Origin of the sequence: Paenibacillus enshidis (assembly GCF_042136365.1) — a bacterium.
GTDB classification, from domain to species: domain Bacteria; phylum Bacillota; class Bacilli; order Paenibacillales; family Paenibacillaceae; genus Paenibacillus; species Paenibacillus enshidis.
The window spans coordinates 17984-44282 of sequence record NZ_JBHHMI010000028.1 but is presented as its reverse complement, the minus strand read 5'-3'; the positions used below and the strand labels follow the sequence as shown (position 1 = coordinate 44282).

Genomic DNA, 26299 nt, shown 5'->3' with positions numbered 1-26299 from the left:
GTATTCTAACATGGATTAAATGATACTTGGGGAATGTCAAATTGTTTTAACTGCTCGGATATGCTCTGAAATAATCCGGCAGGAGTGATCGAATTTCGCCTGCTCCTCAGGCGTCAGTTCCAGCTCGATTACTTCCTGGATGCCCTCGCTGCCTATAATCGCCGGAACACCTGCGCATACATCACGTTGGCCGTATTCGCCGTCAAGAACGGCAGATATGGCTATAATTTTGCCGTCATCGTTCAAAATGCTGCGGGTAATATAGGCAAGGGCGTTACCGATCCCGAACTGGGTGAAGCCTTTGCGGGTGAAAATCTCCCAGCCTGCATCTTTCGTCTTGCGGGCGATATCGTCCAGATCGACATGACTGAAGCGTTCCCGGTGCTGGCGCAGAATGTGGAGCAGCGGTTTGCCGCCGATGGTGACGTGGGACCAGGCGACAAACTGGGATTCTCCGTGTTCGCCAAGTGCGTAACCGTGAACGCTGCGTGGATCAACGTTGAAAACCCCGGACAGCAGCGTCTTCAATCTGGAGGAATCGATGGAGGTTCCTGTTCCGATTACCTTGGCACGGGGCAGGCCCGAAATATCCCTGACCAGATAAGTCACGATATCGACCGGGTTGGCGGCGATCACAAATATGCCGTCAAAGCCTGAAGCCATGATGGGGGTGACGATGCTACGCGTGATTGAAGCGGCTGCCTCCACTATGCTAAGGCGGGACTCTCCGGGTTTGGGATTGGCTCCGGCGGTGAGGATGATGACATCCATGTCGCGGCAGTCCGCATAGGTGCCCGGATATACTTTTGTTCTTGTATGTGTAAAATCCATGCAATGCGACAGGTCGAGCGCCTGTGCGATCGCACGGTCATCATTCCGGTCTATGATCATGATTTCATCGCAAATCGACTGATTGACCATGGAGTAAGCGCAGCCTGAACCAACCATCCCGGCCCCCACCACCGCTACCTTCCTTGATGTTGCTCTCATCATGGATTCCCCCTGTCTCGCTCCATAAAGTGATACCATAAAATATGCGCAAGCGGAATTTTACGTTACATAACATTACATATTTTGCTTGTCCCCGCAAACGAATAGACGGTTTATTCATGAATAAGACAGGTTTCCTGCAATTTGTTTAACGAAAAATTCACATACACATAGCGCCATAACCGGAAAATCTGATTTAGGCCAAGCCCCTCAAGGCCGGCAGCCATCCCGACAAAAGCTCTCAGCAATCCGCAATAATAGAATATTTACGTCAAAGGAGTTTTATGTGTAACCGACGAAATGGAATAGCATAAGAAAAGGGCGGGGCAAGCCACCAGGGCTGTGCGACCGTCATGCTGGAATGTCGCCCTGTTTAATTCAAATTACAGGAGGTATGGCGTATGCAGGAAACTGGAGTCACAACGGAAATTGCCAAAACATTGGGAGTCGGCGCAAGCACCTTGCGGAAATATGCCGCAGCTTTGGAGGAGAAGGGTTATGTCTTCGAGCGGGCGGTCAACCAATCCAGAATATATACAGAGCAGGACATCGAAAGCTTTCGTCACCTGAAGTCCCTGATGCGGGAAAATAACATGACGATGGCGGAAGCGGTTGAGAATGTTTTGACCGAACTCAGACACCAGGAGGAGCCTTTGCCGTTCCCGAAGGAGGCATCGCCTGATCTCATGGCGCTGGTGGAAGAGGTTACGGCAGCTTCCGTGCTGCAAAAGCCGGGGCCGTCTCATGAACCGGAGCATGCTCCTGTTGCGGTTGAGGTTGCGGTTGAGGAAGCCGCTTCCGATCAGGAGCGGATAGACGCGCCTTTGCAATGGGAGGAACTCCACCGCCGTATTGCTGAACTGGAGGAGCAGCAGGAAAAGCTGCTGGAGACGCATAGCGACCTGTCAGCCCGGTTGGAGGAGCAGCGGCGCTGGATCAAGGAGAAAACGGAGGAGGAAAGGGATCGGCAGCTCATTACGAATCTGCGCAGCTACCAGGGACGCAGGAAGAAGGCGCGGAGTCCGCTGTTCAGCATTTTCGGCCTGCTCCCGCGAAAGAGCAGAGAGGCGTAATGACCTTCACTATGGCCTCTACTGCTGGTGTCCACTAATGGCACCCACTTTCCCTGCGACATGTCCATGATATAATGGGCTGTGATGGCGGGCTTGAAGCCCGTCTGTTCAAGGAGGAAAGGTGTTGCTGGCATATTTACGCAGAGTACGTGAAGCCTGGATGGATTATCCGCATCAGCCCGACGAAGTGATCGGCGGCAGATACAAGGTGGTCAGACTTCTCGGGATCGGCAGCTACGGGCTCACCTATCTGTGCACGGACAGGGAGACCGGCCTGAGCGCAGCCGTCAAACAGGCCAAGCCAAGCAAGCGGGCCCGTGCCGTCAAGCTGCTGCGGCGGGAGGCGGATATTTTACAGCAGTTGAGCCATCGTTGCATTCCCCGGTATATCGAGTGGATCGGGCCGGGACGGAACAAGGCATATTTGGTATCCGAATATATAGAGGGAAGCACGCTTGAGGATTTGATTTTTGGGCAAGAACAAAGGTTCACGGAAACGGAGTGTGTCCTGTACACGCTGGAGCTGCTGGAGCGGGTCCGCTATGTACATGAGCAGGGCTTCGTTCATATGGATATCCGCATCCCGAATGTGATTCAACGGGCCGGAGAGCCCTGTCTGATCGATTTCGGACTGGCCCTCGCCATGGGGGAGGACCCGCAGGAGGTGTTTCCCGGCTCCATGATGCAAATGCGCGATCCGCAGCGGCGGGATGCCCAAATGTACAGCGATCTGTATGATATCGGGCATTTTATGTTGTTTATGCTGTATTCCGCTTACGACCCGGCCCCCGGTCAAGAGCCTTCCGGGTGGCAGGAGGAGCTGGATTTGCACCCGGAGACCCGTCGGTTCCTGGAGCGTCTGCTGCAGCTCGCACCCGGATATGAGGATTCGGCTGCGGCCCTTCAGGATCTGCGCCGGTTATCCCGGTTGCTGCAGAAGGAAATATGAAACAATGGGGTGCTACCCATTACACCGGAACGATCGTGTACATAAGATGATTCTGTGTTAAAGACAAAGACCGACGGAGTGATTAACAGGAAGGGGGATTTAACATTGAAACTGCAAAGTACAGAATATGGTGTCAGATACGGCGGAGGGTACTCGGCCGGAGCTATTCTGGTTTTATTTATTCTACTGGTCATTATCTCCCGTACATTAATGCTGTACTGAAATAGAAAGAACAGGCCATTGCAGGGCCTGTTCTTTCTATTTCAAGGTATATCCAGACTCAGGAGCTGGAGAAGCTGCGGTGCCTGTTCTTGTAATGTCCGTGTCCGTGGCGGCTGTGTCCGTACTTCAGATCGGATGAAGACAGCTTCCCGACATAACCTCCGTGATGCCTTTTATGGTAATCACTGCTGGAGTGGCGTTTGTAATGCCGCATGTCCGAGCTGCTGTGATGGCGCCGGTGGGAAGAATGTGAAGAATGGGAAGCGGAATGCAGCAGGCGGTGCAATATTTTCTTAAGCATCGTTTTGTCCTCCTTGGTATTGAGTCCATGATCGGTATGGAAACCAAATTGTCGTTATTAAAGGTTAATACGTACGAAGGACAAAGCGGTTGCAACTATTCTGCCAGCATTTTGTTTTGGAAATCAGCCAGAATCTTGAACTCTTCTTCAAATTTCCGTGAAATCCGGATGTAAATCGGCAGCAGCTCACGGTACACGTCAACATGCTTTTTCTCCGGCACGTGACGATGTGTCGTTCCGATCATGCTTCCGACCGCGTCCAGGGAGTCGATTCGCTTTTGCGCGTACAGCCCAAGGATCACGGCGCCGAGACAGGAGCTCTCCAGGCTCTCGGGAATGATAACCTCCTGATCGAAAATATCAGCCATTAACTGCCGCCACAGCTCGGAACGGGCAAAGCCGCCCGTAGCATGAATGACGGAAGGTCTGGCGATGACCTCTTCCATGGCCAGCATGACCGTGTACAGGTTGAACAATACGCCTTCCAGGGCGGACCGGATCATATGCTCCTTTTTATGCCGCAGGGTCAGGCCGAAGAAGGAGCCCCGGGCGTTCGGGTCCCACAGCGGCGCGCGTTCGCCGGACAGGTAAGGATGGAACAGCAGCCCGTCCGAGCCCGGAGGCACCTGCTCTGCGATCTGGGTCAGCACATGGTAGGGATCCAGTCCGAGCCGCTTCGCGGTTTCGACCTCAGAGGCGGCAAATTCGTCGCGGATCCAGCGGAAAATAATCCCCCCGTTATTGACGGGCCCCCCAATCACCCACTGATCTTCCGTCAGTGCGTAACAGAAGAAACGTCCCTTCGGATCGGTGACAGGCTTATCGACCACGGTACGGATAGCCCCGCTTGTGCCGATGGTGACGGCTACGACCCCAGGCTTAATGGCGTTGACGCCCAGGTTGGACAGCACGCCGTCACTGGCACCCACGACAAACGGCGTCGATTCGGGCAGGCCGGTTTCCTTGGCATAGACCGGATTCAAGCCGTTCATGATATGCGTCGTAGGCACAAGCGTAGATAGCTGCTTGCGGGTGACCCCGGCCACCGCCAAAGCCTCTTCATCCCAGTCCAGCTTCTCCAGATTCATCATGCCCGTGGCTGAAGCGATGGAGTGATCCACAACGTATTCCTGGAATAGCCGCGCAAACACATACTCCTTGATGGAAATATATTTATGCGCTTTTGCCGCAATATCCGGCAGATCCCGCGTAATCCACATCAGCTTGGTAAGAGGCGACATGGGGTGGACAGGCGTTCCGGTACGCAGATAGATCGCATGCCCATTCAGCTCTTTTTTCAGTACTTCGGTCCAATGAGCGCTGCGGTTATCTGCCCAGGTCATGCATGCCGTCAGCGGTACACCGTCTTCATCGACGGCCAGCACACTGTGCATGGCCGAGCTGAAGGAAACGAACAGGACCGATTGCGGCGGCACTCCACTTTTGATCATAACCTCGCGGATGGTCGTCAGCACTGCCTGGAAAATTTCATCCGGGTCCTGCTCCGCTGCAGCCGGCACCGGAGTGTTCAGGGGATAACCGACATTATGCTCCGCCTTGATGGTACCATTTTCTGCAAACAATACCGCTTTGGTGCTCGTTGTGCCGATATCCACACCGATCATATGATTAACATTTGCCATTATGACTCTCCTCTCTGTTCCGCAGCTGTATGATTCCTTTAGTTAAACTACCACACTCAGCAGCATAATCAAAATGAAAGCAACGAGGGAGAGAATCGTTTCCATGACAGTCCATGTTTTGAGCGTCTGCGGCACCGTCATATTGAAGAACTCCTTGATCATCCAGAAGCCAGCGTCGTTGACATGGGACAGAATCAGCGAGCCGGCGCCGGTTGCAAGCACGACCAGCTCCACATTGGCGCCTGGCGTCATCGCAAGCACGGGAGCGACAATGCCCGCTGCAGTGGTCATGGCGACCGTGGCCGAGCCTGTGGCGACACGAATCAGCGCAGCCACCAGATACGCAAAAACGATAACATTAACGTTCGCCCCTGTAGCCATTTCCGCGATCGCTTTGCCGACACCACTGTCAATCAGGACCGTCTTGAAGGCCCCGCCAGCCCCGATGATCAGAATGATGGAAGCGGTCGGCGCAAGGCATTCACTGGTAAAGCGGGCCAGGTCATTCTTGTTGAAGCCGCGGGCATAACCCAGTGTGAAGAAAGAAAAGACGGCGGCAATCAGCAAAGCAACAACTTCGTCACCGATAAATTCGAGGAAAATGGTCAAACTGCTGGTCTGGCCAGGGTCTGCAATCATGGCGACCGAACCGCTGAGCATCAGAATAACCGGCAGCAGGATGGTAAACAATGTAATACCGAAGCCCGGCAGCGGCCGCTCGTTTTTGTTGGTGAACTGGTCGACAAGCTCAGGGTTTGGTGTCACGTGAACTCTTTTACTGATCCAGTTGGCGAATACCGGTCCGGAGATAATCGCGGTCGGGATCCCGACAATCAGCGCGTACAGGAGGGTGCGTCCAATGTCCGCCTGATACGAGTCAATCGCAATCATCGGAGCGGGATGGGGTGGCAGCAGGCCGTGTACTGTGGACAGACCGGCAAGCATGGGAATCCCGATTTTAATCAGCGACATATTCATTTTACGTGCAACGGTGAACAGAATAGGGATCAACAGGATTAAACCGACTTCGAAAAATACAGGAATGCCAACAATAAAGGCAACGAGAAGCATGGCCCAATGAACCCGTTTTTCGCCAAAGCGGTCGATCAGCGTTGTGGCAATGCGCTCCGCCCCGCCGGATTCAGCCATCATTTTGCCGAGCATCGTGCCGAGACCGATGACGATGGCGATGGAGCCGAGCGTTCCTCCGAGGCCTTTTGTTACAGAGGTGATCACATCAGGCGCCGGCATGCCGTTCATCAGCCCGAGGAAGAAGGCCGCGAGCAGGAGGGAAACGAACGGATTCCATTTAAACTTGGCAATGAGCAAAATCAGCAGAACGATCGTGATGAGCGCCCAGATCAATAAACTGGTGTTATGACTGAGCCCGAATAATGCTTGCATAGGTAAACCTCCTTGAAATCATTAATTTGTATACTTGTCGACAACTTTAGCTAACGAAAACATTTCCGCCAACGGAAATATGTTTTCATTTTGCAGATCAAGGAAATCAGTCCTGCAGCACCGAGCCGCGAAAAGGGGAAAGCACGCTGTCATTGACCGCATTACGCGTGTCTTTATAATGATCGTCTACGAGAGACACCAGCCGTTCCTCGTCCCTGTCCATTAAAGCAGTTGCAATCGTCCGGTGCTTGGCAATAGTGACAACCGACTCAGTGCTCTTCATAGAGAAACGCTGTTCCGTCGCGGCGAGCATCACGGTAAGGATGAGCTGTCTCATGCCGTTCCACGTATGCAGAATCCGCGTATGGCCTGCTTCCAGCACTAACGTTTCATGGAACAGAAAGTCCTGCAGCGAAAATTCGGCAGTATCCCAATGCTTGAAGGCGACCTCCATCTTGTCCGTAAGGCGTTCCAGCGCGGCTGCGATGGGGGCTGTATCTTTACGAACGAGACGTTTGACAACGAAATGCTCGATCAGCAGTCGTACATCAAACAGCTCCTCCATGTCAGCAGGCGACATGCCAATGACGACGGCACCCATTCGCTCAAGACGGATTAATCCTTCGCCGGACAGCACCTTCATGGCTTCTCTTACCGGGGAGCGGCTTGTCCCGAAATCGGCAGCGATCTGGTTCTCGGATAAAACCGTCCCTGGAGCATAGTGTCCCCGGATAATCTGCAGCCGGAGCTCACAGGCGATTTTTTCACCCAATGAAGCGCCTTGCAGCCAAGCTGCCGGATAATCCACAACGCTCACGCTCCTGTCTGTTATAAAGTTTGTCAACATGTATACAGGTATACAAATCACGATCATTATATACACAAATTTAAATTCTTGTAAACGGTAACAATAAAATTTTAAGAAGTTGATCGATACAGTCCCGAAAATTCTTTGGTCGCGGCGGTTTTCCTTTTATCTCTTTTCACGATACAATAGCAGGTAGTATATCGGCCGCATAAGCTGCATTAAAATGAGTATACAGAGAGCCGGATGCCGGCGGCTTGCGTTATGGCGTTACGGGCGCTAATCCACAGGTAAGGAGACTCACCATGATTATTTTGAAAACGAAGGAACAAATAGAAAATATGAAGAAGGCCGGTGAAATTCTGGCCGCCTGTCACCGGGAGATCGCGAAGATGATCCGTCCCGGGATTACGACGCTGGAAATTGATGCTTTTGCCGAAGCGTTTATGAAGAAAAACGGGGCGACTCCCGAGCAGAAGGGGTATAACGGTTATCCGTATGCAACCTGCGGTTCCGTGAATGATGTAATCTGCCACGGTTTTCCTAACCATACTCCGCTGAAGGAAGGCGACATTGCCACCATCGACATGGTCGTGAATTTAAACGGCTGGCTGGCTGACTCCGCATGGTCCTATGCGGTGGGACAGGTGTCCGAGCAGGCGCAGAAGCTGCTCGACGTAACGAAGGAATCTTTATATAAAGGTATCGAGCAGGCTGTTGTCGGCAATCGGGTTGGGGATATCTCCCACGCTATTCAAGTATATGCGGAAGCGCAGGGCTTCTCGGTGGTGCGCGATTTCATCGCACACGGAATCGGTCAAAGTATGCACGAAGAGCCGCATTATCCTCACTACGGTCCTCCGCATCGCGGCACCCGTCTGAAGGAGGGCATGGTCATCACCATCGAGCCGATGCTGAATACCGGAACCTACCGCTGCAAGATTGACGAGGACGGCTGGACGGCACGCACGCTGGACGGGGGATTATCCGCCCAATACGAGCATACGCTTGCGATTACCGCTGACGGGCCGGTCCTGCTGACAGAGCAATAACAGCGTCTCCCAACAACCAAAAGGGGTGCCTCAAATCAAAGGATCTTTGACCTGAGGCACCCTTAAATCGTTTGTGCAGCTTGTTTCTTGCCAAGCGGGGCTGACACTTATGAGTTGACCGGATTGTCCGGTGTTCCGGCAGGGAACAGTTTGCGATACTGCATATACATATAAAGGCGCCAATGCAGCAGTGTGCCAAATGCCAGCGTAAAAAACACAGAAGCCGTCTGAGGAATGGTGATATACTGCTGGACGAACTCGTGCAGCAGCATGCGGACAGCCAGCAGGCCGATCAAAATAAAGAAGAAGGCCCGTGAGCGCTGAACAAAAATCTGTCCGTCCACCATCTCAAACCTGGTGCTGCGGATGAGCGGGTAGGAGAAGATAAACCAGCCCACCAGAAATGAAATGATTCCCCACCACAGCGGAATATGGAATTCTTTTACGATGAACATTAAAAATCCCGTACTCATGCCAAGCGGAGGGATAATGATTTTTTTTGCATTTATGGGACGGTGGCTGGCCTTCATGCGAATAAAGATCGCAAGTACGGCCATAATCACCATGCCGACAGTCGCTCCGTACTGTAAGTAAGCAGTGTTGATGTGTAACAACTGAAGAACCCCTCTCTAATGGGATTACCATCTTCTTCTTTCCTGTCTGCTGATCACAATCATGGCCGCAATAATCAGAATGAATGCAATCAGCGCCAGCATCGGAATCGTAACAAAGCCGAACCAGTTCAGATAATCCGTCTCACAGGACACTCGGCCACAGGAGGTGCTGGGAGTGGCGGCAGCGCGGGCGGCGGCGATTCGCTGAATCGTCACATGGTAGGCAGAAATGAGGCCGCCGATCACGGACAAAGGAAGGATATAGATGCGGATGCCTGTATCACCTCTAAAGTAGGCAACGCCAAGCAAGAGCGTGAGAGGGTACATCAGTATGCGCTGAAACCAGCACAGCTTGCAGGGCTCGTACCCCAGGTATTCGCTTAAAAAAAGGCTGCCCAGTGTCGCCACACACGCGACGATCCATGCGAAGAATAACATCAAATCAGACTTTTTTCCGAACATGAACGTTCTCCTTTTCTTTCAGGAAATTGCATCTCTTGTATGGGATCTCACGATCCAATTCATAGTTTTAGTTATATTGATCATACTATAAGCGAATGAGGAAAAACAGTGGTTTGGTTCTGCATCGCACAAAAAGAAAGTTTGACGATTTATTGACAGTTTGAACTGTAACTTTTTATAATTACAATTGGTTATGGAAATGAAAGCAATCGTTTTGTTACATAAACAAAAGGAGAACAGGAGAGTGTAAACCATGTCCAAAGTTGAGCTGAACGAAACACTTCGTGTCATTAGCGAAAGACATTCGGTGAAGAAATATGAGACTGGTGTTCAAATGCCGGAAGAGGACCTGCAGATGATTTTGAAGGCGGCCGGCGAGGCTCCTTCCGCCTGGAACCTTCAGCATTGGAAGTTCCTTGTCATTGAATCCGAAGCCGACAAGCAGAAGCTGCTTCCGATTGCGTACAACCAGTCCCAGGTTGCCGAGAGCTGCCTGACAGTTGCTGTACTGGGCGATCTGGAGGCGAACCGCAATACGGTCATTTATGACCAGGCTGTGGAAGCAGGCTTCCTCAAGGCGGACATCCGTGACGCATTGGTTGGCCAGATTAACGGTGCCTATCAGAGTCCTCAAGTGGCGCGGGATTCCGCGATCAGGAACGCTTCGCTGGCAGCTCAGAACATCATGCTGGCAGCAAAATCACTGGGTTATGATACCTGCCCTATGAGCGGATTTAACCCGGAGCAGTTGATTGAGGGATTTAACATTCCGGACCGTTATCTGCCGGTTATGCTGATTACCGTAGGCAAGGCGAAGGAACCTGCTCATCCGTCAGGCCGTCTGCCGCTGTCCGAGACGATTGTTCGCGGCAGCTTCTAAGAACTTCATATCGATCAAAAATGATAGGGGCAAGCCTGAGGGCTGAGCCCCTTTAACTTTTGTGTTGAAAGATTTCTAACAGGAGCTGCCCTCAACCTAATCATCCGTGGTGGACAGTCAAGCCGCCAGTCGATCGTGGCAAGACATGTGACTCGCTGTTTAAGGGCTTTGCACGATTATCCCGTTGGATCAGGTCAAGAAAAACCTTCCCCTAAGGCCTCCCAACCCCCAACCCCCAACCCTCAACCCTCAACCCTCGCATTCTGATCAAAAGGGATAATCGTGCAAAGCTGCATGGAAAGGCACCAGGCAGCAGGCAACGGACACCACACACCACACATCACACACCACACACCACACACCACACACTAATGCTCCACGTTTCATGCATGGAGGAACGCAGGCCGGAAGCCTAATCCATTTTGCGTGACACCAGGTACATAAGCTCAGCCGTAAGAATGGGCAAGGACACCGAAGCAGGATAAGCCAGATAGCGCGGCTCCCAGGCGGGGGAGAACTTTTCCTTGTATCGGCGCAAGCCCTCAAAGCCGTACCAGTGGCCGCCGTACTGAAACACCAGCCGCGCCAGCTTTTCTTCACGCAGGGCGCGTTCGCTCTGGCCTACACTGGAGAGCGGGGCCATGCCAAGGTTAAAGGTCACATACCCTTCATCCCGTGCCCACTCCATCACATGAGTGAACAGAAAATCCATAGTTCCGTTCGGCGCATCCGGCAGATGGCGCATCAGATCAATGGATATTGTCTGTTTGTTATCATAAGCCGGGGCAAGGGAGGCGAAGGCGATGACCTGTTGCTGCGGGTCCAGCACGAGCGCAAGCGGCGCCAACTGAAGGTAGGTTTCGTTAAACCAGCCGAGCGAATAGCCTTTTTCCTTTCGCCCCTCAAGCCACACGTCCGACACGGCCCGAAGCTGGGCCAGCAGGCTGTCGTCAAACGGGGGATAAGCCATTTGAAATGAGTAGCCTTCTCTGCCGAACCGGTTTCTCACCGTACGCAGCGGCGTATTGATTTTGCCCGATAAAGTAAAGGATTCCAGCGGCACCAGCGCCTCTTCCCCAAGCTTGAAAAAGCGGTAGCCGTTCTCATGGTAAAGCGGGAGATAGGCCGGGGATGCCTGATAAAACACCACCGCAAGCGCGTATCTGTCAGCATAACCCTGGAATTCCTGGATGGCTGCGCTGGCCTTGTCCATTGGACCGAGGGGGTCGCCGAGCACGACAAGCTTGTTGCGGCTTCTGGCGTAAGGAATGAGAACTTTGCCCTCTTGTGCCCAATAGAACTGTTTATCTCCCAGAAACAGCATGTGGGTCAGCAAATTTCCTTGCTCATGAGCGATAAATTCACGGAGCCTGTTCATTTCGGCCGCATCCGGCAGCTCTTCGACGCCGCGTTTGGGACGCATCATGAGGTACATGGTCAGAAACACCCAGGCGGACATCAAACTGAGCAGGCCTTTGATGCCAAAATGCTGGCGGTCAAAAAGCAGATTTGTGCTCATGCGCAAGGGCAGACGATGCAGAAAGTAGCTGTAGCCGCCTGCTCCGATCAGGAGATACGCCACAGTCACCAGCACGGTAAGCCCTCCCCAGATCAACAAATTAGTACGGCTTACCGGAGCGCCTTCACGGTAAAAGCGTGAACGGGAAAGGTACAGCATCAAGGCGACAAACAGCAGGAAGAAGGCTTCCTCGAAGTCGAAACCCTTGATGAACGTAAAAATCGCGCCTGCGAACAGCAGCCCAAGCGTAAGGCGAAGCGCCCGCCGGATACGCAGCGAAATCCCGTGTGACAGCACGATCAGCATGATACCGATGATAACCGAGATATCATGGGAGAGCTGCATGATGGGCAGGGTCAACAGCTTCTCAGCGAAACGAAGTCTGTACAGCAGGCCAGGCAAAGCCGCAGACAGCAGGAGCAGCAGCCCTGAAGCGAGTACCAGCTTGCTTAGCGCCCAGACCCCCAGGTCAGCCAGAAAGCGGAACTGCCCGGGCCATGCCCAAATCTGCTGCCATTTATTCAGGGAATAGCTCCAGCTAGAGCCAGCCAGTTCACCGATCCGTTCCCGCTTCGGGATGATCTCAATTGCGGTCATCACGAGGGCGATGAGCCAAGGGACGATAAAATAAAAGAAACGGAACAGCAGCAGCACCGTCAGTGCAAGATCGGGATGCACCCCCAGAAGCTGCAGGCCGAGCAGGGCCGTTACGTCAAAAGCACCGATGCCGCCGGGTGCCATACTGATCAGGCCGGCTGTAGCGGCAATGACATAGACGCCGATCAGAGCCTCCAGCGGTACGCCGTCCAGAACGCGGGTGCCAACAAGGCCGAAGGCCAACGCGGCGAACAGCCATTCCAGCAAGGAAGCGGCCAAAGAGGCGAAAATGGTTGTCCAGGGCATGGTGCCTTTGCCCTGATTGAACCATTTGCCGAACAGGCGCGAGCGCTGAACGAGCAGGAACACCGGCAGATAGAGAGCCATTCCCCACATGGCCCACCGCAGCCAGGGATAGGCGTGCAGCAGCTGATCCCCGGGAAACAGGCGGGCCAGCACAGTCCAGGCGAGCAGGGACAGCCCCGTAATCACGACAGGAGAGAGAAAAATGACGGCGGCCGTGATGACGTTAAGAGGGACGCCGCTTTTTTTATAAAGAAATGCGCGCAGACCTGCACCGGTGAATCCCGCGAATCCACAGGCATTATTGAAGGTATTGGCGATCCAGCCGTAGCGGAACGCTGCCCCGATGGATATCGGCATCCGGAAATGTCTGCGGACGACCAGGTCATAGGAGCTCATTACGCCGGCGGCAAGCAGTGAAAAAAGCGCAATCTCCAGTATAGTCCACGGTGAAAGACGCCGCAGCTCGAACAGCATGCGACCGATGTTCATATTATGAAGCTCCCGGCTTCCCAGCCAAATGACCAGGGCCAAAATAATCAGGGGAATCAGCATCCTGACGATTCGTTTCTGGTAAGCAGCCAGTATGAGTTGCACAATCCGGAATGATTTGAGCTGCTTGAGTGCTGTAAGCAAATAGATTCACTCTCCTGAAAATTTTTGAATGTAATGGAAGACAGGGTCATGTCTCAGTCCGCTCCTGCAAATTGACCGGACATTGGAGGCCGACGTATACTGATAAGAAGAATATACCAGAATCAACTTTTAATTACGAAATTCCGTGCTTGCATTATCATATTTCTACATGATTATAAGAGAGGTTTTGCCCTGATGAAACTGGTGAAGAGCCTGCTGGGTTGGTTGGGAACGTTCGGCGCTGCCATCGCTGTCACATTGTTTATCGGCATATTCATTGCCCAGCCTTATACTGTGGAAGGACATTCGATGGAGCCGACGCTGCATGATCAGCAGAAGCTGTATGTCTCCAAAATTCCCAACACCTTCCCTGAAACGTTGAAGCACGGTGATATTGTGATCATTGACAGCCGTGTCGAGGAAAAGCGCAGCTTGATCAATGATTTATGGGAGCAGCCTTTATTCCGGATGTTTGATGAGCAGAAGAATAAAAGCATTTATGTCAAGCGTGTGATCGGCAAGGCCGGCGATGTGATCGAAGTGAAGAATCATGCGGTCTATTTGAACGGAAATCTGCTGAATGAGCCTTATATTAAGGAAACCATGGAGGAGACGGAAGACCGGAGATGGGTTGTGCCCGAGGGATATATTTTTGTCATGGGGGATAACCGGAATAACAGCAATGACAGCCGTTCGATCGGCTTCATCCCGCTGGATCATGTGATTGGAACAACATTTTGACAGGTTCATATTCAAGCTGGCGGAAAGCTGAATGCTTTGCGGGAACTGGCACAGGATCGGCCATTCAGGGCTCGAACCTGTGCTTTTTTGTGTGCTTTTGAAATTTATGCGCTGACTTTAAAACTAAATCCGGTCCCCGGAGGTCTTATTCATATAGCATGTGAACCCGGCCGGTGAAAGCATGCGGGGAGGTGAGAAGGAGGCCGTGAAAGATGAAGAAAAAAGGTTGGCTCAGGCGGCCTGTAAAGGGGATCAAGACGCCTTTCAGCAGCTCGTTTCGGCACATCAGCGGAGGTTTTACGGCATCGCCTACAGTTATCTTCACAGTGAGGCCGATGCGCATTTTAATGAATTACTGCAGGGATGAGCTCAAGCGGCGCAAAAGATGGCAGCCCCTGTCCGGAGGCGAGGAAGGCGACCGTGCGGAAATGATCAGCGACAGCAAGCTGGATTTGCAGCATGCGCTTGCCCGCATGAAGCCCAAGTACAGGGAGGTGCTTATCCTGAAATATTATCAGGACATGACTATTGCAGAGATTGCGCAGGTGCTGGAGAAGCCAGAGGGCACGATCAAAACCTGGTTGTACAAGGGGTTAAAGCAGATGAAGGGAAAGCGACTGAGCTGGCAGAGCTGCCTGAATACGTGCTGGAGATTACGGAAGAGGACCGAACGATAAAGGATGCCGTTGAACACGGCCTGTATCAGCCCGTTGGTATGCAGCTTGAAAACAGCGGATATGTCCTTGGCATTGACGGCATTTTGGCGGATAACAAGCGGGTGATTATATTTTACAGGACGGATAATCAGCTCACCTCCAACCAGCTGATCCTGGCCAATGACAAGCTGCAGCTGCTGCTGCCGAATGGACAGCCGAGTACAGGTATCTACGGCAACGTGGCGTATCAAAGGGTAGAGCCGCCAGGCAAAAGCGCAGGGTATATCGTGTTTGACTTTTACGGGGAGGAAGAGGTGCCGGACGATTTTATCTTGACCGGATATATTCAGGAGGAAGAGTCTGCTGGGAATTTGAAATCCGGCCGCTGGTTTGAAACAGCTATTTATCTGGATAAAAGCGTTTTTGTGTCATTGGAGAAAGAATCTGTGCTTCAGCAGACGTTCCGGATTGGCGACAAAGAGTTTAGATTGGAGAAATATGCACAGACGCCGCTCAGAACAGATGTATATGTAAGCGAGCTGAGCAGCGAAATTAAGCCTATTGATTGGTTCCTCGATCCTCTTCTTTATGCCGGAGGTACAGATCGGGAGCATGACGTTCAATATCTGTATCAGCGTGTTGGCCCTGACGGACAAGGGCGTGTCATCTATTTTGGGGGCAGCTGGTACAGGAAAGATGCTCCGCTGCAGCTTCAATTCGGAGGAATGAAATATAAGCTTACCCCGGATTTTAAAATGATCGTAAATACGGACGAAAAAAGACTGGTGAACAATCCGGATGACCGGTTGTACCTGACAGGAGTTAAAAAGCAGGGCATCAATGTGGCGATCACGTTTAGAATGAAACACGGGAACAAAAGGTACCCGGAGGAATACTTTGAGTTTGTCCCAAGCTTTACGGATGGCAACGGGAAAACCCATCGTCTTCAGACGGAACAAAACTTACGGGAAGATGCTGACAGCAGCCTGCAAACCGTTGTGCTGATTGAAGATAAGCCATACCCGCAGCCGCTGACCTTCAGGCTGGAAGATCACATGGGGACAGTCGTGGAAGATCAGGTGAATTTTACACTACAGTAAAAATGTTCTGCCATGGAAAAATTCATGGCAGAACATTTTTTGTTCACTCCCCCGCTTTAATGGTCAACTGCCAATCAGCTCCAGATTCGACACCGTACATTTCCCTTCCAAGAAGGCGAACGTATGTGCTATAATGCATTATGCTGGATGAATTATCCTTAAAGGAGGACAAGCCATGGCAGAAATCGATGATTTTTTGAAGCTGGATATCCGGATCGGGACCATTATTGCCGCCGAACCCTTTGCCAAAGCGCGCAAGCCGGCATACAAGCTGCAAATACAGTTTGGGGAAGAGCTGGGGATCAAGCGGTCCAGCGCCCAGATTACAAAACGGTATCAACCGGAACAACTGATCGGACGGCAGGTGGTCGCCGTTGTGAATTTCCCGCCGCGCAACATTGCCGGCTTCCAGTCGGAGGTGCTGGTGCTGGGCGGCATGCCAGGTGAAGGAGACGTGGTGCTGCTGACGCCGGATTACCCGCTGCCGGACGGCACAACGATTGGATAATTTTGTTTGTCTTTTGGCAGACGCTCCATTAATATATAAGAGCTTGGAGGTTTGATCTCCAAGTAAGGCATTCTTTCCATAATAAACAGAGAGATGCGCGCGAGGAGGAGAAACCGCATTATGTCAGCAACAAAGTTAGGGAAAGGCCCTTTGATCATTCTGATGATCAACATGTTCATTGCCATGCTGGGGATAGGTCTGATTATCCCTGTATTGCCGGAATTTATGAGCATGCTGGGGGGCAGCGGGGAAGCAGGAGGCTACCTGGTTGCCGTCTTCGGGCTTACACAGTTTATATTTTCCCCTATCGGCGGGGAATGGTCCGACAAATACGGGCGCAAAAAGCTGATTATTCTGGGTCTGATCATTATGACGGTCTCATCCGTTATCTTTGCTTTGGGTACTTCGATGTGGATGCTTTACGTTTCCCGTCTGATCGGAGGCATCGGGGCGGCTTTTCTGATTCCGCCAATGATGGCCTATATCGCGGATATTACCACGCTGGAGACACGCGGTAAAGGAATGGGCCTGCTCGGCTCGGCAATGTCGCTGGGCTTTGTCATCGGACCGGGCGTAGGCGGCCTGCTGGCGGATATTTCAGTAAGGGCCCCTTTTTATGTATCTGCCGCTGTATCCCTTGTGGCTACGCTGGTGTCCCTGTTCCTGCTGCCTGAAACGCTGTCGCTTGAGGACCAGCTGAGGCACCGCAATACGATGCTTAAGCGGGAGAACGTGATCAAGCAGTTTGCCCTTTCGTTTCGCAAGCCGTACTTTGCGCTGCTCATTATGATATTTACACTGACATTCGGCCTGTCCCACTTTGAGACGATGTTTCCTTTCTTTGTAACAGGCAAGTTTCATTACGATGAACGGGACATCGCCATGGTCATTACGATCGGGGCCTTGATCGGCACTATCATCCAGGCAGTCGCCATCGGCCCGGTGCTGAGCCGTTTTGGAGAAAAGGCTGTCATTACCGGATCGTTCCTGTTTTCGGCGATTTCGCTGGTATTGATGCTGTTCTCGGGAAATTTTTACTACGTGCTTGGCGTGGCTTTGATTTTCTTCACGGCCACGGCACTGCTTCGCCCGGCGATCAATACGGCTTTATCCAAAATGGCGGGCGACGAACAAGGTGTAGCTGCAGGCATGAACAATGCTTATATGAGCATCGGCAATATCGTCGGGCCTGCCCTGGCAGGAACTTTGTTCGATGTGCATATTAATCTGCCCTACATTTTCGGGGCGGCCATCCTCATGATTAGCCTGGTTCTGGCCGTGAACTGGAAGGCGGGCCGGAGAGCGGAGCCAGCTGTATAAAAGGTAGTACAGACCCAATATTGACTACAATAGAGAAAGGCGGCTTCTTCGGATAGAAGGACCGCCTTTTCACAAAAATACGGTCTTATTTCTATGGCAACATGGGTAATAATGTAGGATGGGCAATGCTTGAATTGAGAGGGGAGACAAGAATGGAGCAGAAACAGGAGTATTTATTCTATACGGGTACATACGCTTCCCGCACGGAAACTGGGATTTTTCTGTGTGCCCTTGACGGAGAAAGCGGCGAGATGAGAATCGTAAGCGGGACTGAAGGGATCGAGAGACCGTCGTTTCTGGCGCTGAGTCCGGACGGCTCCTGTTTGTATGCGGTAAGTGAAACGGCTGAGGGGCATTTATATGCATATGCGGTGGATACCGGGACGGGTGAACTGCATATGCAGGACCGGCAGGCGACAGAAGGAGCCGATCCTTGTTATGTATCCGTGACCTCTGACGGACGTTATGTGCTGGCCTCCAACTATTCTGGCGGCAATGCGGTCGTTTATGGCATTTTGCCGGACAGCGGGCTGGGGAATTTGCTGGCACAGGTGAAGCATAGCGGCTCAGGTATCCGCAAGGACCGGCAGGAAGGTCCACATCCCCATTCCATCGTGCCTGATCCGTCAGGACGATATGTCATGATATGCGATCTTGGTCTGGATCAAATCGTCGTCTACCGTCTGGAGGAAGGGAAGCTGGTGACGCATCGTGAAGCGGAGCTCCCGCCGGGCTCAGGTCCCCGCCATCTGGTGTTCCATCCGACTCATAAATTTGCTTACGTGGCCAATGAGCTGAACAATACGGTCACGGCTTTTATTTATAATGAGCAAACCGGCGACCTTCAGCCGTTGCAGCATCTGTCCATCCTGCCGGAAGGAGTAGCGGTGCAGGACAATACGGCTGCGGATATTCGTGTAACCCCTTGCGGCCGTTATCTGTATGTCTCCAATCGCGGACATAACAGCATCGCGGCGTTTCGGATCGATCAAGACAGCGGGAAGCTGGCGGCAATCGACTGGGTGGAAACCGCGGGCGCCACACCGCGCAATTTCAACCTGCTTCCCGGCGGGTATCTGATTGCTGCCAACCAGGACGGCGGTAATCTCGTATCCTTTTCCATCGACGGGGACAGCGGCCGGCTGCAGCATACGGGATATGTACTGGAGATTCCAGGCCCGGTATGCATAGAACCGGTGCAAAAGCCTGCGAATGCAAAATCCTTCGCTAATGGCTACTGACGTGGCCTGTTCTGCCGCTGTTGCTGATGTTCGTGTAGTATAGCCGGAACACAATATCCTGATTGTAATTGCCGAAGCCTGTTCCGAACAGGGTCACCCCTCCGATATGCTCAGCGTCATCGGTTACGGCAATTCGGAATTTCCATTGCTTGCGGGCAATCACCACTTCATTCAGCGTTACATCCGAAATGCGGTTTCCGTCCATATACGTGCCGTCCGCAGTCACGCGCAGCCGCTTGAGCAGCCCGTACTGGTTGATGGCATCCGGCCACCAGGCCGGCGTATATTTGCCCCGGTTGTCCCCGAAATCACCCGGACTGGTCCAGACCCCCAATTTCACGTCATTCAGATAAAAAGAGATATCCGAAGGCCAGTTGTCGTTGGTGGAAGGCGCCTCCGAGGAGAGCTCCATGGTGATTTCCAGCTCCTCCGGCTGTTGGCTGGCGAGCAGGAAGTTAGGGATTTTGTACTCAATATGCCCCTGGCCGAACCATAAAATTTTGGCGTTCACCCGCTCTGAATCCAGAAAATAACGGGGCTCGTCAAACTCCCCGATAATTTTCTCCACGGTGGCCAGGCCGCACGTCGGTTCGATATCGAAATCCGTATAGTGGCCCACAGAGAGCTCGGTCTGATGAAACTGGCGGGTGTCCTGCTCCGGCAGCGGCAGGGTGATATGGATGTTGCCTACGGCCAGTGAGCATACCTTTTGCACGCCCCCGCGGCCGGGGAGCATTTTGGTCATGATCAAACCGGCTTTCTCCAGTTTTTTGACATGCATGGTCATAATTGCGCTGCTTAGCCCCAGAGCTTCCGCCAATTCACGGATGTTCATGGGCGAGTCCGCCAGTAGCCGGATCACGTTCAGCCGTACCTCACTGGCCAGCGCTTCGTATACCGGCAATGATTTTGCAGAAATATCAAGCTCCATACTTCCTCCATCTATAAAAGTTTAATTTTATATAATTGATTTACATTTGTATAAATAATAACCCTCAATAAGTCCAGACACAATCGGCAAGCGAAAAAAACAAGCGCCGCGTCTTCACGAACGCAGCGCTTGTTGCATTGTTAGCCGGTTTATCTGTGCAGGGTGGTTGACGCCGTCTCTGCCGCATCCGTATCAGCGTCCTGGCTTTTCTGCCCCTCAGCCTGAGAGGCTTGCCGGGCTTGTCCGGCCTGCTCAGGGGTGCCCGCGTATGGGCGCTTGCTGCGCGGACGTTCGCGGGTGAACATAAATCCGCTCAAAAACAGGATGAGCTGCGCCCCCAGGATGTAAGGCGAAGCGTGCGGGCCGATCCATTGGAACAGCACGACTGCAGCGATAAGGAATGACAGCACACTGGCCGACAGGCGGGAGGTCGTTACATCGATTCCGTTCTGGCGCGGCAGACTTAGCAGCCGGTATACGTACACGACGGCCAGCAGGCCGGATACGTATCTCATCCATACGACCGAAAGTGTCATGCCGGGTGAATGAGCTTCAGGAAATTGCAGCTCCGATACCAGCCGCCAGGTCAGCAGGGCAAAGCCTGCGACGGCAGCAGGAGCAGCGGCCGGGCGGAGCAAATTCCATAGAGCCGAGCCCCAGCCGGGAGCATGGGTTTCCTTGAGCAGCAGACGCCGTTGCTCAATCAGTTTGTTCATTTCCCGTTCCAGAGATCTATGAAGCAGCGAGACTCTGGAGCTGTCCCTGCGGTCAAGGCAGTTCTGAATTTCCTCCTGCAGGTAAGGAGTCAGATACGGTGCGGACTTGCATTCCTGCAGCGCCTTCACGAGCGCGATATCCCCGCCGCTTTGCTCATGCTGTCCGTGTACGGCGGCATGTAGTGGTCCGGCGAGCCTTCCGTACAGATATAAGGATTCCTGAAGCTCGTCCAGCCGCCGCCTGCGGGACAGACGCAGCTGCACGGCACTGTGCACATACAGCCATACCATGACAGCCGCTGCAATCAGCACAGTCAGAGCGCCAGCCGGATGATCCGGCAAAAAGGCGGTTTGTTCCAAGGGGGTCAACGGCAGCCCCTCCTTTCTATACTATAGATCACTAATGCACATCCACTACAACGTTTTCAAAATAAAGCCTGCGTGAAACAATTATCTTGCAAAACTTGATGAAAGTGAGAGACGAATTTCAGTAGGCGAAGCCTGAATAACCTAATTTTAGATGTATCTCAGGGTGTTCGTCCACACATATTTGACGGAACTGGTGAAACGCCCGGGAAACCAACACATAACGATGGCGAACACATACTTTTTCCGTTGCTGAACGGACATGCTTTAAATTTTCGATTACAAAAAGAGTCCCTTTCGGATACGTTTCAACGAGTGCCTTGGTTAGCCGATGGAGTTTGTCTCATCTGAAGTTGTTTGAATATGACCAGGTTCCAATCGTGCCCGTTGGATCGAGCAGAATGTATAGCGGGCGATGACGGTTTTGATCACCGATTGCGCCATTTGACTTTTCAAACGGAAACGACTTCACAGCTCTTGATAATACAAGTCATTGAGTGTGCGCTGATTTAATTCTTTCGCTCAACTTTCGCAGCATGAAATCGGCAAACAGGCCCTGATATAACGGGGTAAAACGCAGATCTGCTGCTGGGATTGACGCTGAATCAAAGCAGACAGCTTTTTGCTAGCTTTCTTGCAAGAAGGGGATTCGCCCCCTCAGAGTCTAGTGGCCAGAGTGAGATGGGTGTCTATAGGGTGGTGCCTGGTGTGTGGTGTCTGTTGCCTGATGCCCGGTGCTTGGTGCTTGGTGCCTCTCCATACAGCCTTGCACCATTATCCCTTTTGATCAGAATGCGGGGGTTGGAGGTTCGGGGGGCTTAGGGGAAGGAATAAAGAGAAACGAGATAAGAAAAAAGAGGCAGATCAAATGGGATGTTAGGCTTGAAATAGGAACACATGTTTGGTATAATGAGAAAAAGAACTTATGTTCGTGGATTATGGATTCGGAGGCGAGCAGACATGGAAGTCCAAGTGGAAACGGAACTTCAACCCCTTAGCAGTCGTTATCACAACGAGCAGGCCTGTATGGAGGCATTGATCGCGATGAAGTGGCCGAACGGCTTCGTCTGCCCGCGTTGCGCCCATACCCGCTGCAGCCGTCTGACTTCCCGGCGCATCCCTTTGTTCGAGTGCGCCAGGTGTGCGCATCAAACGTCGGCTTTGGTTGGCACGATTTTTGAACGAACTCATCTTCCCTTGACCAAGTGGTTCCAGGCGCTGGAGTTGTTCCTGCTCCCCGATGGCATCTCGGCGATGCGGCTGAGCCAGGTGATCCAGGTCACCTACAAGACCGCCTGGTCTATGCTGCATCGAATCCGCCATGCCATCGGGGAGTTCGATGCCCGGGAGCTGCTCTGCGGAGACGTGAAGGTGAACAGCGACCGGTATGGGTGTAATCCGTCTCGGCCTCAGTTTTCTCATCCGCATGCTTCGGCGGTCGTAGCCGGGTGCACGGTCACGGAGTCGGGCGAGCCGGAGCAGGTCAAAATCCGCCTGGTTCCGCAGAAGAAGGGAGAGGGGCAAAGAGCAAATCGTCACGAACTCGCTGCATTCATCAACGAACAGGTAGATGTCCGTGCATCGGCGGTACAATCGTTCCTTCAAGCCTATCGGCTGTATACGCCCTTGCGGAAAGTGGTGAGAGAGGCGTGGAAATCGCTGAAGAGTACGTATGTAGCTTTGGGTCCGAAGCATCTGCAGGCGTATCTCAACGAGTACACCGGACGCCGCCGACTGCGCCTGACCGAAGGGGAAGAAACGCACCTGTCCGGAGCGGAAGGAACGATGTGGCAGAAGTTGCTGTACATGGCCGTGACGATTCCGGCGATCCCTTACCGCCGACTGATCGCACGCCAACCGGTTCAGCCTCTTGCGGCTGCGGCCTGATCGCAGGGTTTGAACGAGGAAAGGTGAGCATAAGGTACGTCGCTTGATCGGTGTGGGCTAGTCTGGGCTAGTATGAACGAGGAAATCGGAAAAATTCAGGTTCAAGCGGCAACGAGGACCAGGGTCTTTTTATTTTTCCGATGCCTTGCTTAGCTCTCTCCTTCTCTTTCGGTCGGTTTCCCATCACCTAAACGCTCTGCCTTCTCCTAAGAACGTCTCATGACCTCGAACCGATCTGCTTCTCCATAAGGCACGATCCAAAAGATAATAGACCCATTCGATGGTCCTAAATAGCGTAACAACAGGCATTTTCGTGTCTCATTTTGATCCGTTATTTTCTTTAGCGTGCCTAAAGTGTATTTTCGGTTCCGGGTTTTCTGTTTTTCTTGACCTGATCCAACGGGATAATCGTGCAAAGCTCCTGAAAAGCGAGTATCACATGTCTTGCCACGATCGGCTGGCGGCTTGACTGTCCAGCACTAGAAGGGGATTCGAGTTTCTCAGAACCCAGTAGCTACGAAGGTTGAAGTGGATTTGGGCTCTGCGAAAGTTGGGTTGAGGATTCACCTCTTTTCACTGAATTATAGCGTATGATCCAGTGGAAAATGGTTAGATTTTCATGACGGAAGGAGGAAGCATGGAGGTTCTCATCGTCGCTAAAGCGAGCGGGCTCTCTGAAGCCGTGGTTCAATCGCTCCAATCCAACCCGTAACCCTGAATCGGCCGTTGTGTTATTATGGTTGCCCTATAGTCATGCAGATCAAGGGCAGTACAAAAGCGAGCATAATCGGTATAAAGGATTCCCGCATCCATCGTCTGCGGCAAGCCATGTAAATGGCGGCAACGATCATGCCGGCATACACGTCTGCCGTCGAGATCCCGGTGAGGCGGGGCACAGAAAAATAAGCAAGCATCAGAAACAGGCCGTACCCGGTTGTGAAATACAGGGCGGCTTTTTTGCTTTTATCCGGCATGTACAGGCCTTCCACAGCTGCATCCGCAGCCAGGGCGGCCGGAAGGCCGAAGCCATAGGCCCATAGCTGAATGGGCCAGCCGTCGTTATAGTCCGGCCCGGTCAGGGCTGCAAGTGGAATCTGCAGTAGCGGCGGAAGGAACGAGAGCAGGCTCAGCAGGGTAAAGGCAAGGCCGCCGCAGGCAAGTTTGTTCAGCGCATAGTGGCCAACGGCCATCCGCCAGGGCAGCTTGGGCCGGGTATTGTTCATATTTCGCATTCAAGATTCCTCCTGAGCATACATAAATGAATACCGGCGCAAGGTTTGCCAGGAATGCCGGGACGTGAAGATTACAGAAGGCTGACCGTTCGCTGCATTTCTTTTAACATTTATTGTGTAGGATGGTCCTCATAGGAATTTTACGTACAGCGATGAAAGGCGGGGCAAGCATGATACAGGCTGTCATATTCAATTTGGAAAGCGCACTGCTGGATCCCGGAGGCCACGGACTCTCACAGGGGATAAAGGATTTATTCCGCTGGATGGGTATTGATGTCAGTCAGCAGAATATCAGGCGGGGCCTGGGATTGACGATCCGGGAGCATATCGCCGGCACTTTGCGGCTCTCGGAGGTGCGGGCGAGCTGGATAGACCGCTTTGGCACTGAACCGGGGCGAGTGGATGTCGATCATATATGTGCGGAGCTTGTTCCTGTGCTTCGTTCCCTGCTGCAATCCTCTACCCCCTGCAGGGGTCTGGACAAAGCGCTGCAGGAAATCCGCGACCGCCGTATCCAGTCCGGGGCAACCTCGGCTTTTACCAGTGATCTGTTGGGCAGTCTTCCGCGCCGCTCGTTGGAGGATCATGTGCTGGATTGTACGGTGACGCCCTGCGAGGTCAGCAGTGGCCGGCCTTTTCCGTGGATGGTCTATGAAAATGCGCACCGTATGCAGGTCTATCCGCTCAGCGATATGGTCAAGGTTGGCGACACGGTTGCCGACATGCAGGAAGGACGGAACGCCGGAGTCTGGACGCTCGGCGTGCTCGACGGCTTCATGAACCGCATGGAAGGCGGCGGGCCTGGAGAGGCGGCCTATGAGGATCAGCGCAAAGAAGCGGTCTATCTGCTGAAGCGGGCCGGCGCCCATCTGGTCATGGATTCGCTTGCCGATCTGCCCCGCATGCTCCGTGAAATCGAAATGCTGCAGCATACCGGTGGCCGTCCCTGATCTGTGGCCGCTCCTCAGGTGGCCGCCATGGCGCCGCCGTTGACGTGGATACATTCTCCAGTCACGTAGGAGGAATCCCCGCTTGCCAGATATACGTAGGCAGCGGCCAGCTCATAAGGCTGCGCAGCCCGTCCAAGTGCTGTATCCGCACCGAAGGTGCTGACCATGTTCGGCGGCAGCGAGGCGGGAATCAGCGGGGTCCAGACTGGACCCGGAGCCACGCAGTTGACGCGGATATTCTGTGAAGCAAGCGATTTTGCAAGGGAGCGTGTTAGAGAGACAACCGCCCCTTTGGTGGCCGAATAGTCAATCAGCAGCGTGTGTCCCTCAAAAGCCACAACGGATGCAGTATTAATAATGGAGGAGCCAGGGGATAAATGAGGCAGTGCGGCCTGGATCAGAAAGAAGAATGATATGATATTGGTCTGAAAAACGTTGTAAAGCTGCTCTTCCGTAATGTCCAGAATACTATTCCTGGAATATTGAACAGTATGATTGTTTATAAGAATATCAAGCTTCCCGAATGTCCGTACCGTGTCTTGTACAGACCGGATACAGTTGGCCTTGTGGCGCAGATCCGTTTCGATCAGCAGACAGCGGCCCCCGTGCTGCTCGATTCGCTGTCTGGTCTCCTCTGCATCGGAACGTTCGCTTAAATACGCGATCGCTATATCCGCCCCTTCTTTGGCAAAGGCGATAGCGGCAGCTTTCCCGATTCCGCTGTCTCCCCCCGTGATGAGGGCGGTTTTGCCATGCAGCCTGCCGCTGCCTTGCACAGAGGGATTCTCGCTGATCGGACGCGGATTCATAAGGCTCTCCAGCCCGGGAAGCTGCTGCTGCTGGGGAGGGAAGGTAAACACCTGTTCCTTGCAGACCGTTTCTTTTTTGTAAAATGGGTATACGGGATTCATGGGTCCCTCCTGGGTGAGCTGTTTACTCCATAGTCTATGCGTACGCCCAGGAAACGTGAGCAATGCGGGCAGCGATGAACCTGGACCGGGTGGATTCGGGACAAGGGGCGGGAGCGGGAGCGCGGATCGACGAGGAAACTCTGGCGAAGAAACTCTGGCGGAGGAATCCTTATAAAAAAATCCTGTCTTCCGAGAACGAAGGCAGGATTTTTTTCAGTATATAAATAACTTACTCCATAAAAGGTTAACCACGTATATCATTCAACGTATGAAGCTTGCTCCGTCTTACA

The 26299-nt window shown here is 52.8% G+C and carries 26 protein-coding genes and 1 pseudogene; 14 read left to right on the top strand and 13 right to left on the bottom strand.

Annotated elements, in window-relative coordinates:
• Window positions 1-36: 36 nt before the first annotated feature.
• Window positions 37-990: an L-lactate dehydrogenase gene (locus ACE41H_RS21245; RefSeq protein WP_375357561.1), complete on the bottom strand. Its 954-nt coding sequence runs from the start codon at window positions 988-990 to the stop codon at window positions 37-39.
• A gap of 401 nt (window positions 991-1391) precedes the next feature.
• Between ACE41H_RS21245 and ACE41H_RS21240 the strand changes: the two genes are divergently transcribed.
• The 3 genes from ACE41H_RS21240 to ACE41H_RS21230 all read left to right on the top strand — a co-directional run bounded on the left by ACE41H_RS21240 (window position 1392) and on the right by ACE41H_RS21230 (window position 3234).
• Window positions 1392-2063 (top strand): MerR family transcriptional regulator, encoded by a 672-nt coding sequence (locus ACE41H_RS21240; RefSeq protein WP_375357560.1) that lies wholly within the window; start codon window positions 1392-1394, stop codon window positions 2061-2063.
• Window positions 2064-2187: 124 nt separating this feature from the next.
• Window positions 2188-3012: a serine/threonine protein kinase gene (locus ACE41H_RS21235; RefSeq protein WP_375357559.1), complete on the top strand. Its 825-nt coding sequence runs from the start codon at window positions 2188-2190 to the stop codon at window positions 3010-3012.
• Window positions 3013-3123: 111 nt separating this feature from the next.
• Window positions 3124-3234 carry a sporulation protein YjcZ gene (locus ACE41H_RS21230; protein ID WP_375357569.1) on the top strand — a complete coding sequence of 37 codons (111 nt, stop codon included), beginning with the start codon at window positions 3124-3126 and terminating at the stop codon, window positions 3232-3234.
• Window positions 3235-3292: 58 nt separating this feature from the next.
• Here the strand turns inward: ACE41H_RS21230 and ACE41H_RS21225 are convergent, their stop codons facing one another.
• The 4 genes from ACE41H_RS21225 to ACE41H_RS21210 form a co-directional block, all read right to left on the bottom strand.
• Window positions 3293-3535, bottom strand: a complete 243-nt coding sequence (locus tag ACE41H_RS21225; RefSeq protein ID WP_375357558.1) for a hypothetical protein — start codon at window positions 3533-3535, stop codon at window positions 3293-3295.
• A 95-nt stretch (window positions 3536-3630) separates the two neighbouring features.
• Window positions 3631-5178, bottom strand: coding sequence for a gluconokinase (gntK, locus tag ACE41H_RS21220; RefSeq protein ID WP_375357557.1), 1548 nt, complete (start codon window positions 5176-5178; stop codon window positions 3631-3633).
• A gap of 42 nt (window positions 5179-5220) precedes the next feature.
• Entirely contained in the window at window positions 5221-6582 is a 1362-nt protein-coding gene (locus ACE41H_RS21215) for a GntP family permease (RefSeq protein ID WP_375357556.1), read from the bottom strand.
• 106 nt (window positions 6583-6688) lie between these two features.
• Window positions 6689-7390 carry a GntR family transcriptional regulator gene (locus tag ACE41H_RS21210; protein WP_375357555.1) on the bottom strand — a complete coding sequence of 234 codons (702 nt, stop codon included), beginning with the start codon at window positions 7388-7390 and terminating at the stop codon, window positions 6689-6691.
• Window positions 7391-7692: 302 nt separating this feature from the next.
• Here ACE41H_RS21210 and map point away from each other — a divergent pair, with 302 nt between their 5' ends.
• Window positions 7693-8439 carry a type I methionyl aminopeptidase gene (gene map / locus ACE41H_RS21205; protein ID WP_375357554.1) on the top strand — a complete coding sequence of 249 codons (747 nt, stop codon included), beginning with the start codon at window positions 7693-7695 and terminating at the stop codon, window positions 8437-8439.
• A gap of 107 nt (window positions 8440-8546) precedes the next feature.
• On the opposite strand, the gene ACE41H_RS21200 is transcribed toward map, so the two are convergent.
• Window positions 8547-9053 (bottom strand): CcdC family protein, encoded by a 507-nt coding sequence (locus ACE41H_RS21200; protein ID WP_375357553.1) that lies wholly within the window; start codon window positions 9051-9053, stop codon window positions 8547-8549.
• Window positions 9054-9077: 24 nt separating this feature from the next.
• Window positions 9078-9515 (bottom strand): disulfide oxidoreductase, encoded by a 438-nt coding sequence (locus tag ACE41H_RS21195; protein WP_375357552.1) that lies wholly within the window; start codon window positions 9513-9515, stop codon window positions 9078-9080.
• Window positions 9516-9768: 253 nt separating this feature from the next.
• On the opposite strand from ACE41H_RS21195, the gene ACE41H_RS21190 reads away from it, so the two are divergent.
• Window positions 9769-10395, top strand: coding sequence for a nitroreductase family protein (locus ACE41H_RS21190; RefSeq protein ID WP_375357551.1), 627 nt, complete (start codon window positions 9769-9771; stop codon window positions 10393-10395).
• Window positions 10396-10807: 412 nt separating this feature from the next.
• Here ACE41H_RS21190 and mprF read toward each other — a convergent pair whose 3' ends face one another.
• Window positions 10808-13450, bottom strand: coding sequence for a bifunctional lysylphosphatidylglycerol flippase/synthetase MprF (mprF, locus tag ACE41H_RS21185; RefSeq protein WP_511055614.1), 2643 nt, complete (start codon window positions 13448-13450; stop codon window positions 10808-10810).
• Window positions 13451-13645: 195 nt separating this feature from the next.
• Here mprF and lepB point away from each other — a divergent pair, with 195 nt between their 5' ends.
• From lepB to ACE41H_RS21155, 6 genes are all read left to right on the top strand, one after another.
• A complete protein-coding gene (lepB, locus tag ACE41H_RS21180; RefSeq protein ID WP_375357550.1) occupies window positions 13646-14191 on the top strand; it encodes a signal peptidase I in 546 nt (181 codons plus the stop codon).
• A gap of 212 nt (window positions 14192-14403) precedes the next feature.
• Window positions 14404-14868, top strand: a complete 465-nt coding sequence (locus ACE41H_RS21175) for an RNA polymerase sigma factor (protein WP_375357549.1) — start codon at window positions 14404-14406, stop codon at window positions 14866-14868.
• Window positions 14835-15947: a DUF4179 domain-containing protein gene (locus tag ACE41H_RS21170; protein ID WP_375357548.1), complete on the top strand. Its 1113-nt coding sequence runs from the start codon at window positions 14835-14837 to the stop codon at window positions 15945-15947. Before ACE41H_RS21175 ends, ACE41H_RS21170 begins: the two co-directional genes overlap by 34 nt.
• A gap of 175 nt (window positions 15948-16122) precedes the next feature.
• Window positions 16123-16455, top strand: a complete 333-nt coding sequence (csaA, locus tag ACE41H_RS21165; protein WP_375357547.1) for a chaperone CsaA — start codon at window positions 16123-16125, stop codon at window positions 16453-16455.
• Between the two features lie 120 nt (window positions 16456-16575).
• Window positions 16576-17775 (top strand): MFS transporter, encoded by a 1200-nt coding sequence (locus ACE41H_RS21160; protein WP_375357546.1) that lies wholly within the window; start codon window positions 16576-16578, stop codon window positions 17773-17775.
• 152 nt (window positions 17776-17927) lie between these two features.
• Window positions 17928-19016, top strand: a complete 1089-nt coding sequence (locus tag ACE41H_RS21155; RefSeq protein WP_375357545.1) for a lactonase family protein — start codon at window positions 17928-17930, stop codon at window positions 19014-19016.
• On the opposite strand, the gene ACE41H_RS21150 is transcribed toward ACE41H_RS21155, so the two are convergent.
• From ACE41H_RS21150 to ACE41H_RS25330, 3 genes and pseudogenes are all read right to left on the bottom strand, one after another.
• Window positions 19003-19947 carry an ArsR/SmtB family transcription factor gene (locus ACE41H_RS21150; RefSeq protein WP_375357544.1) on the bottom strand — a complete coding sequence of 315 codons (945 nt, stop codon included), beginning with the start codon at window positions 19945-19947 and terminating at the stop codon, window positions 19003-19005. The two genes, ACE41H_RS21155 and ACE41H_RS21150, sit on opposite strands and share 14 nt — an antisense overlap.
• Before the next feature lie 149 nt (window positions 19948-20096).
• Entirely contained in the window at window positions 20097-21032 is a 936-nt protein-coding gene (locus tag ACE41H_RS21145; protein ID WP_375357543.1) for a hypothetical protein, read from the bottom strand.
• Window positions 21033-21382: 350 nt separating this feature from the next.
• Window positions 21383-21548: pseudogene (locus ACE41H_RS25330) on the bottom strand (RNA-guided endonuclease InsQ/TnpB family protein); the annotation flags it as partial.
• 441 nt (window positions 21549-21989) lie between these two features.
• On the opposite strand from ACE41H_RS25330, the gene ACE41H_RS21140 reads away from it, so the two are divergent.
• Window positions 21990-22916: a transposase gene (locus ACE41H_RS21140; RefSeq protein ID WP_375357542.1), complete on the top strand. Its 927-nt coding sequence runs from the start codon at window positions 21990-21992 to the stop codon at window positions 22914-22916.
• A 734-nt stretch (window positions 22917-23650) separates the two neighbouring features.
• On the opposite strand, the gene ACE41H_RS21135 is transcribed toward ACE41H_RS21140, so the two are convergent.
• The gene (locus tag ACE41H_RS21135; protein WP_375357541.1) at window positions 23651-24148 is read right to left on the bottom strand and encodes a hypothetical protein; all 498 of its coding nucleotides are present in this window, start codon (window positions 24146-24148) and stop codon (window positions 23651-23653) included.
• Between the two features lie 170 nt (window positions 24149-24318).
• Here ACE41H_RS21135 and ACE41H_RS21130 point away from each other — a divergent pair, with 170 nt between their 5' ends.
• Window positions 24319-25098: an HAD hydrolase-like protein gene (locus ACE41H_RS21130; protein WP_375357540.1), complete on the top strand. Its 780-nt coding sequence runs from the start codon at window positions 24319-24321 to the stop codon at window positions 25096-25098.
• Window positions 25099-25112: 14 nt separating this feature from the next.
• On the opposite strand, the gene ACE41H_RS21125 is transcribed toward ACE41H_RS21130, so the two are convergent.
• Entirely contained in the window at window positions 25113-26009 is an 897-nt protein-coding gene (locus ACE41H_RS21125) for an SDR family oxidoreductase (RefSeq protein WP_375357539.1), read from the bottom strand.
• 62 nt (window positions 26010-26071) lie between these two features.
• On the opposite strand from ACE41H_RS21125, the gene ACE41H_RS21120 reads away from it, so the two are divergent.
• Window positions 26072-26233 carry a hypothetical protein gene (locus ACE41H_RS21120; RefSeq protein ID WP_375357538.1) on the top strand — a complete coding sequence of 54 codons (162 nt, stop codon included), beginning with the start codon at window positions 26072-26074 and terminating at the stop codon, window positions 26231-26233.
• Window positions 26234-26299 lie beyond the last annotated feature (66 nt).

What these genes read in the sequence shown, in the direction of transcription:
- ACE41H_RS21245 (WP_375357561.1), bottom strand. Translation starts at nt 990, where the DNA reads ATGAGAGCAACATCAAGGAAGGTAGCGGTGGTGGGGGCCGGGATGGTT.
- ACE41H_RS21240 (WP_375357560.1), top strand. Translation starts at nt 1,392, where the DNA reads ATGCAGGAAACTGGAGTCACAACGGAAATTGCCAAAACATTGGGAGTC.
- ACE41H_RS21225 (WP_375357558.1), bottom strand. Translation starts at nt 3,535, where the DNA reads ATGCTTAAGAAAATATTGCACCGCCTGCTGCATTCCGCTTCCCATTCT.
- gntK (WP_375357557.1), bottom strand. Translation starts at nt 5,178, where the DNA reads ATGGCAAATGTTAATCATATGATCGGTGTGGATATCGGCACAACGAGC.
- ACE41H_RS21215 (WP_375357556.1), bottom strand. Translation starts at nt 6,582, where the DNA reads ATGCAAGCATTATTCGGGCTCAGTCATAACACCAGTTTATTGATCTGG.
- map (WP_375357554.1), top strand. Translation starts at nt 7,693, where the DNA reads ATGATTATTTTGAAAACGAAGGAACAAATAGAAAATATGAAGAAGGCC.
- ACE41H_RS21195 (WP_375357552.1), bottom strand. Translation starts at nt 9,515, where the DNA reads ATGTTCGGAAAAAAGTCTGATTTGATGTTATTCTTCGCATGGATCGTC.
- ACE41H_RS21190 (WP_375357551.1), top strand. Translation starts at nt 9,769, where the DNA reads ATGTCCAAAGTTGAGCTGAACGAAACACTTCGTGTCATTAGCGAAAGA.
- lepB (WP_375357550.1), top strand. Translation starts at nt 13,646, where the DNA reads ATGAAACTGGTGAAGAGCCTGCTGGGTTGGTTGGGAACGTTCGGCGCT.
- ACE41H_RS21175 (WP_375357549.1), top strand. Translation starts at nt 14,404, where the DNA reads ATGAAGAAAAAAGGTTGGCTCAGGCGGCCTGTAAAGGGGATCAAGACG.
- csaA (WP_375357547.1), top strand. Translation starts at nt 16,123, where the DNA reads ATGGCAGAAATCGATGATTTTTTGAAGCTGGATATCCGGATCGGGACC.
- ACE41H_RS21160 (WP_375357546.1), top strand. Translation starts at nt 16,576, where the DNA reads ATGTCAGCAACAAAGTTAGGGAAAGGCCCTTTGATCATTCTGATGATC.
- ACE41H_RS21155 (WP_375357545.1), top strand. Translation starts at nt 17,928, where the DNA reads ATGGAGCAGAAACAGGAGTATTTATTCTATACGGGTACATACGCTTCC.
- ACE41H_RS21150 (WP_375357544.1), bottom strand. Translation starts at nt 19,947, where the DNA reads ATGGAGCTTGATATTTCTGCAAAATCATTGCCGGTATACGAAGCGCTG.
- ACE41H_RS21140 (WP_375357542.1), top strand. Translation starts at nt 21,990, where the DNA reads ATGGAAGTCCAAGTGGAAACGGAACTTCAACCCCTTAGCAGTCGTTAT.
- ACE41H_RS21135 (WP_375357541.1), bottom strand. Translation starts at nt 24,148, where the DNA reads ATGCGAAATATGAACAATACCCGGCCCAAGCTGCCCTGGCGGATGGCC.
- ACE41H_RS21130 (WP_375357540.1), top strand. Translation starts at nt 24,319, where the DNA reads ATGATACAGGCTGTCATATTCAATTTGGAAAGCGCACTGCTGGATCCC.
- ACE41H_RS21125 (WP_375357539.1), bottom strand. Translation starts at nt 26,009, where the DNA reads ATGAATCCCGTATACCCATTTTACAAAAAAGAAACGGTCTGCAAGGAA.
- ACE41H_RS21120 (WP_375357538.1), top strand. Translation starts at nt 26,072, where the DNA reads ATGCGGGCAGCGATGAACCTGGACCGGGTGGATTCGGGACAAGGGGCG.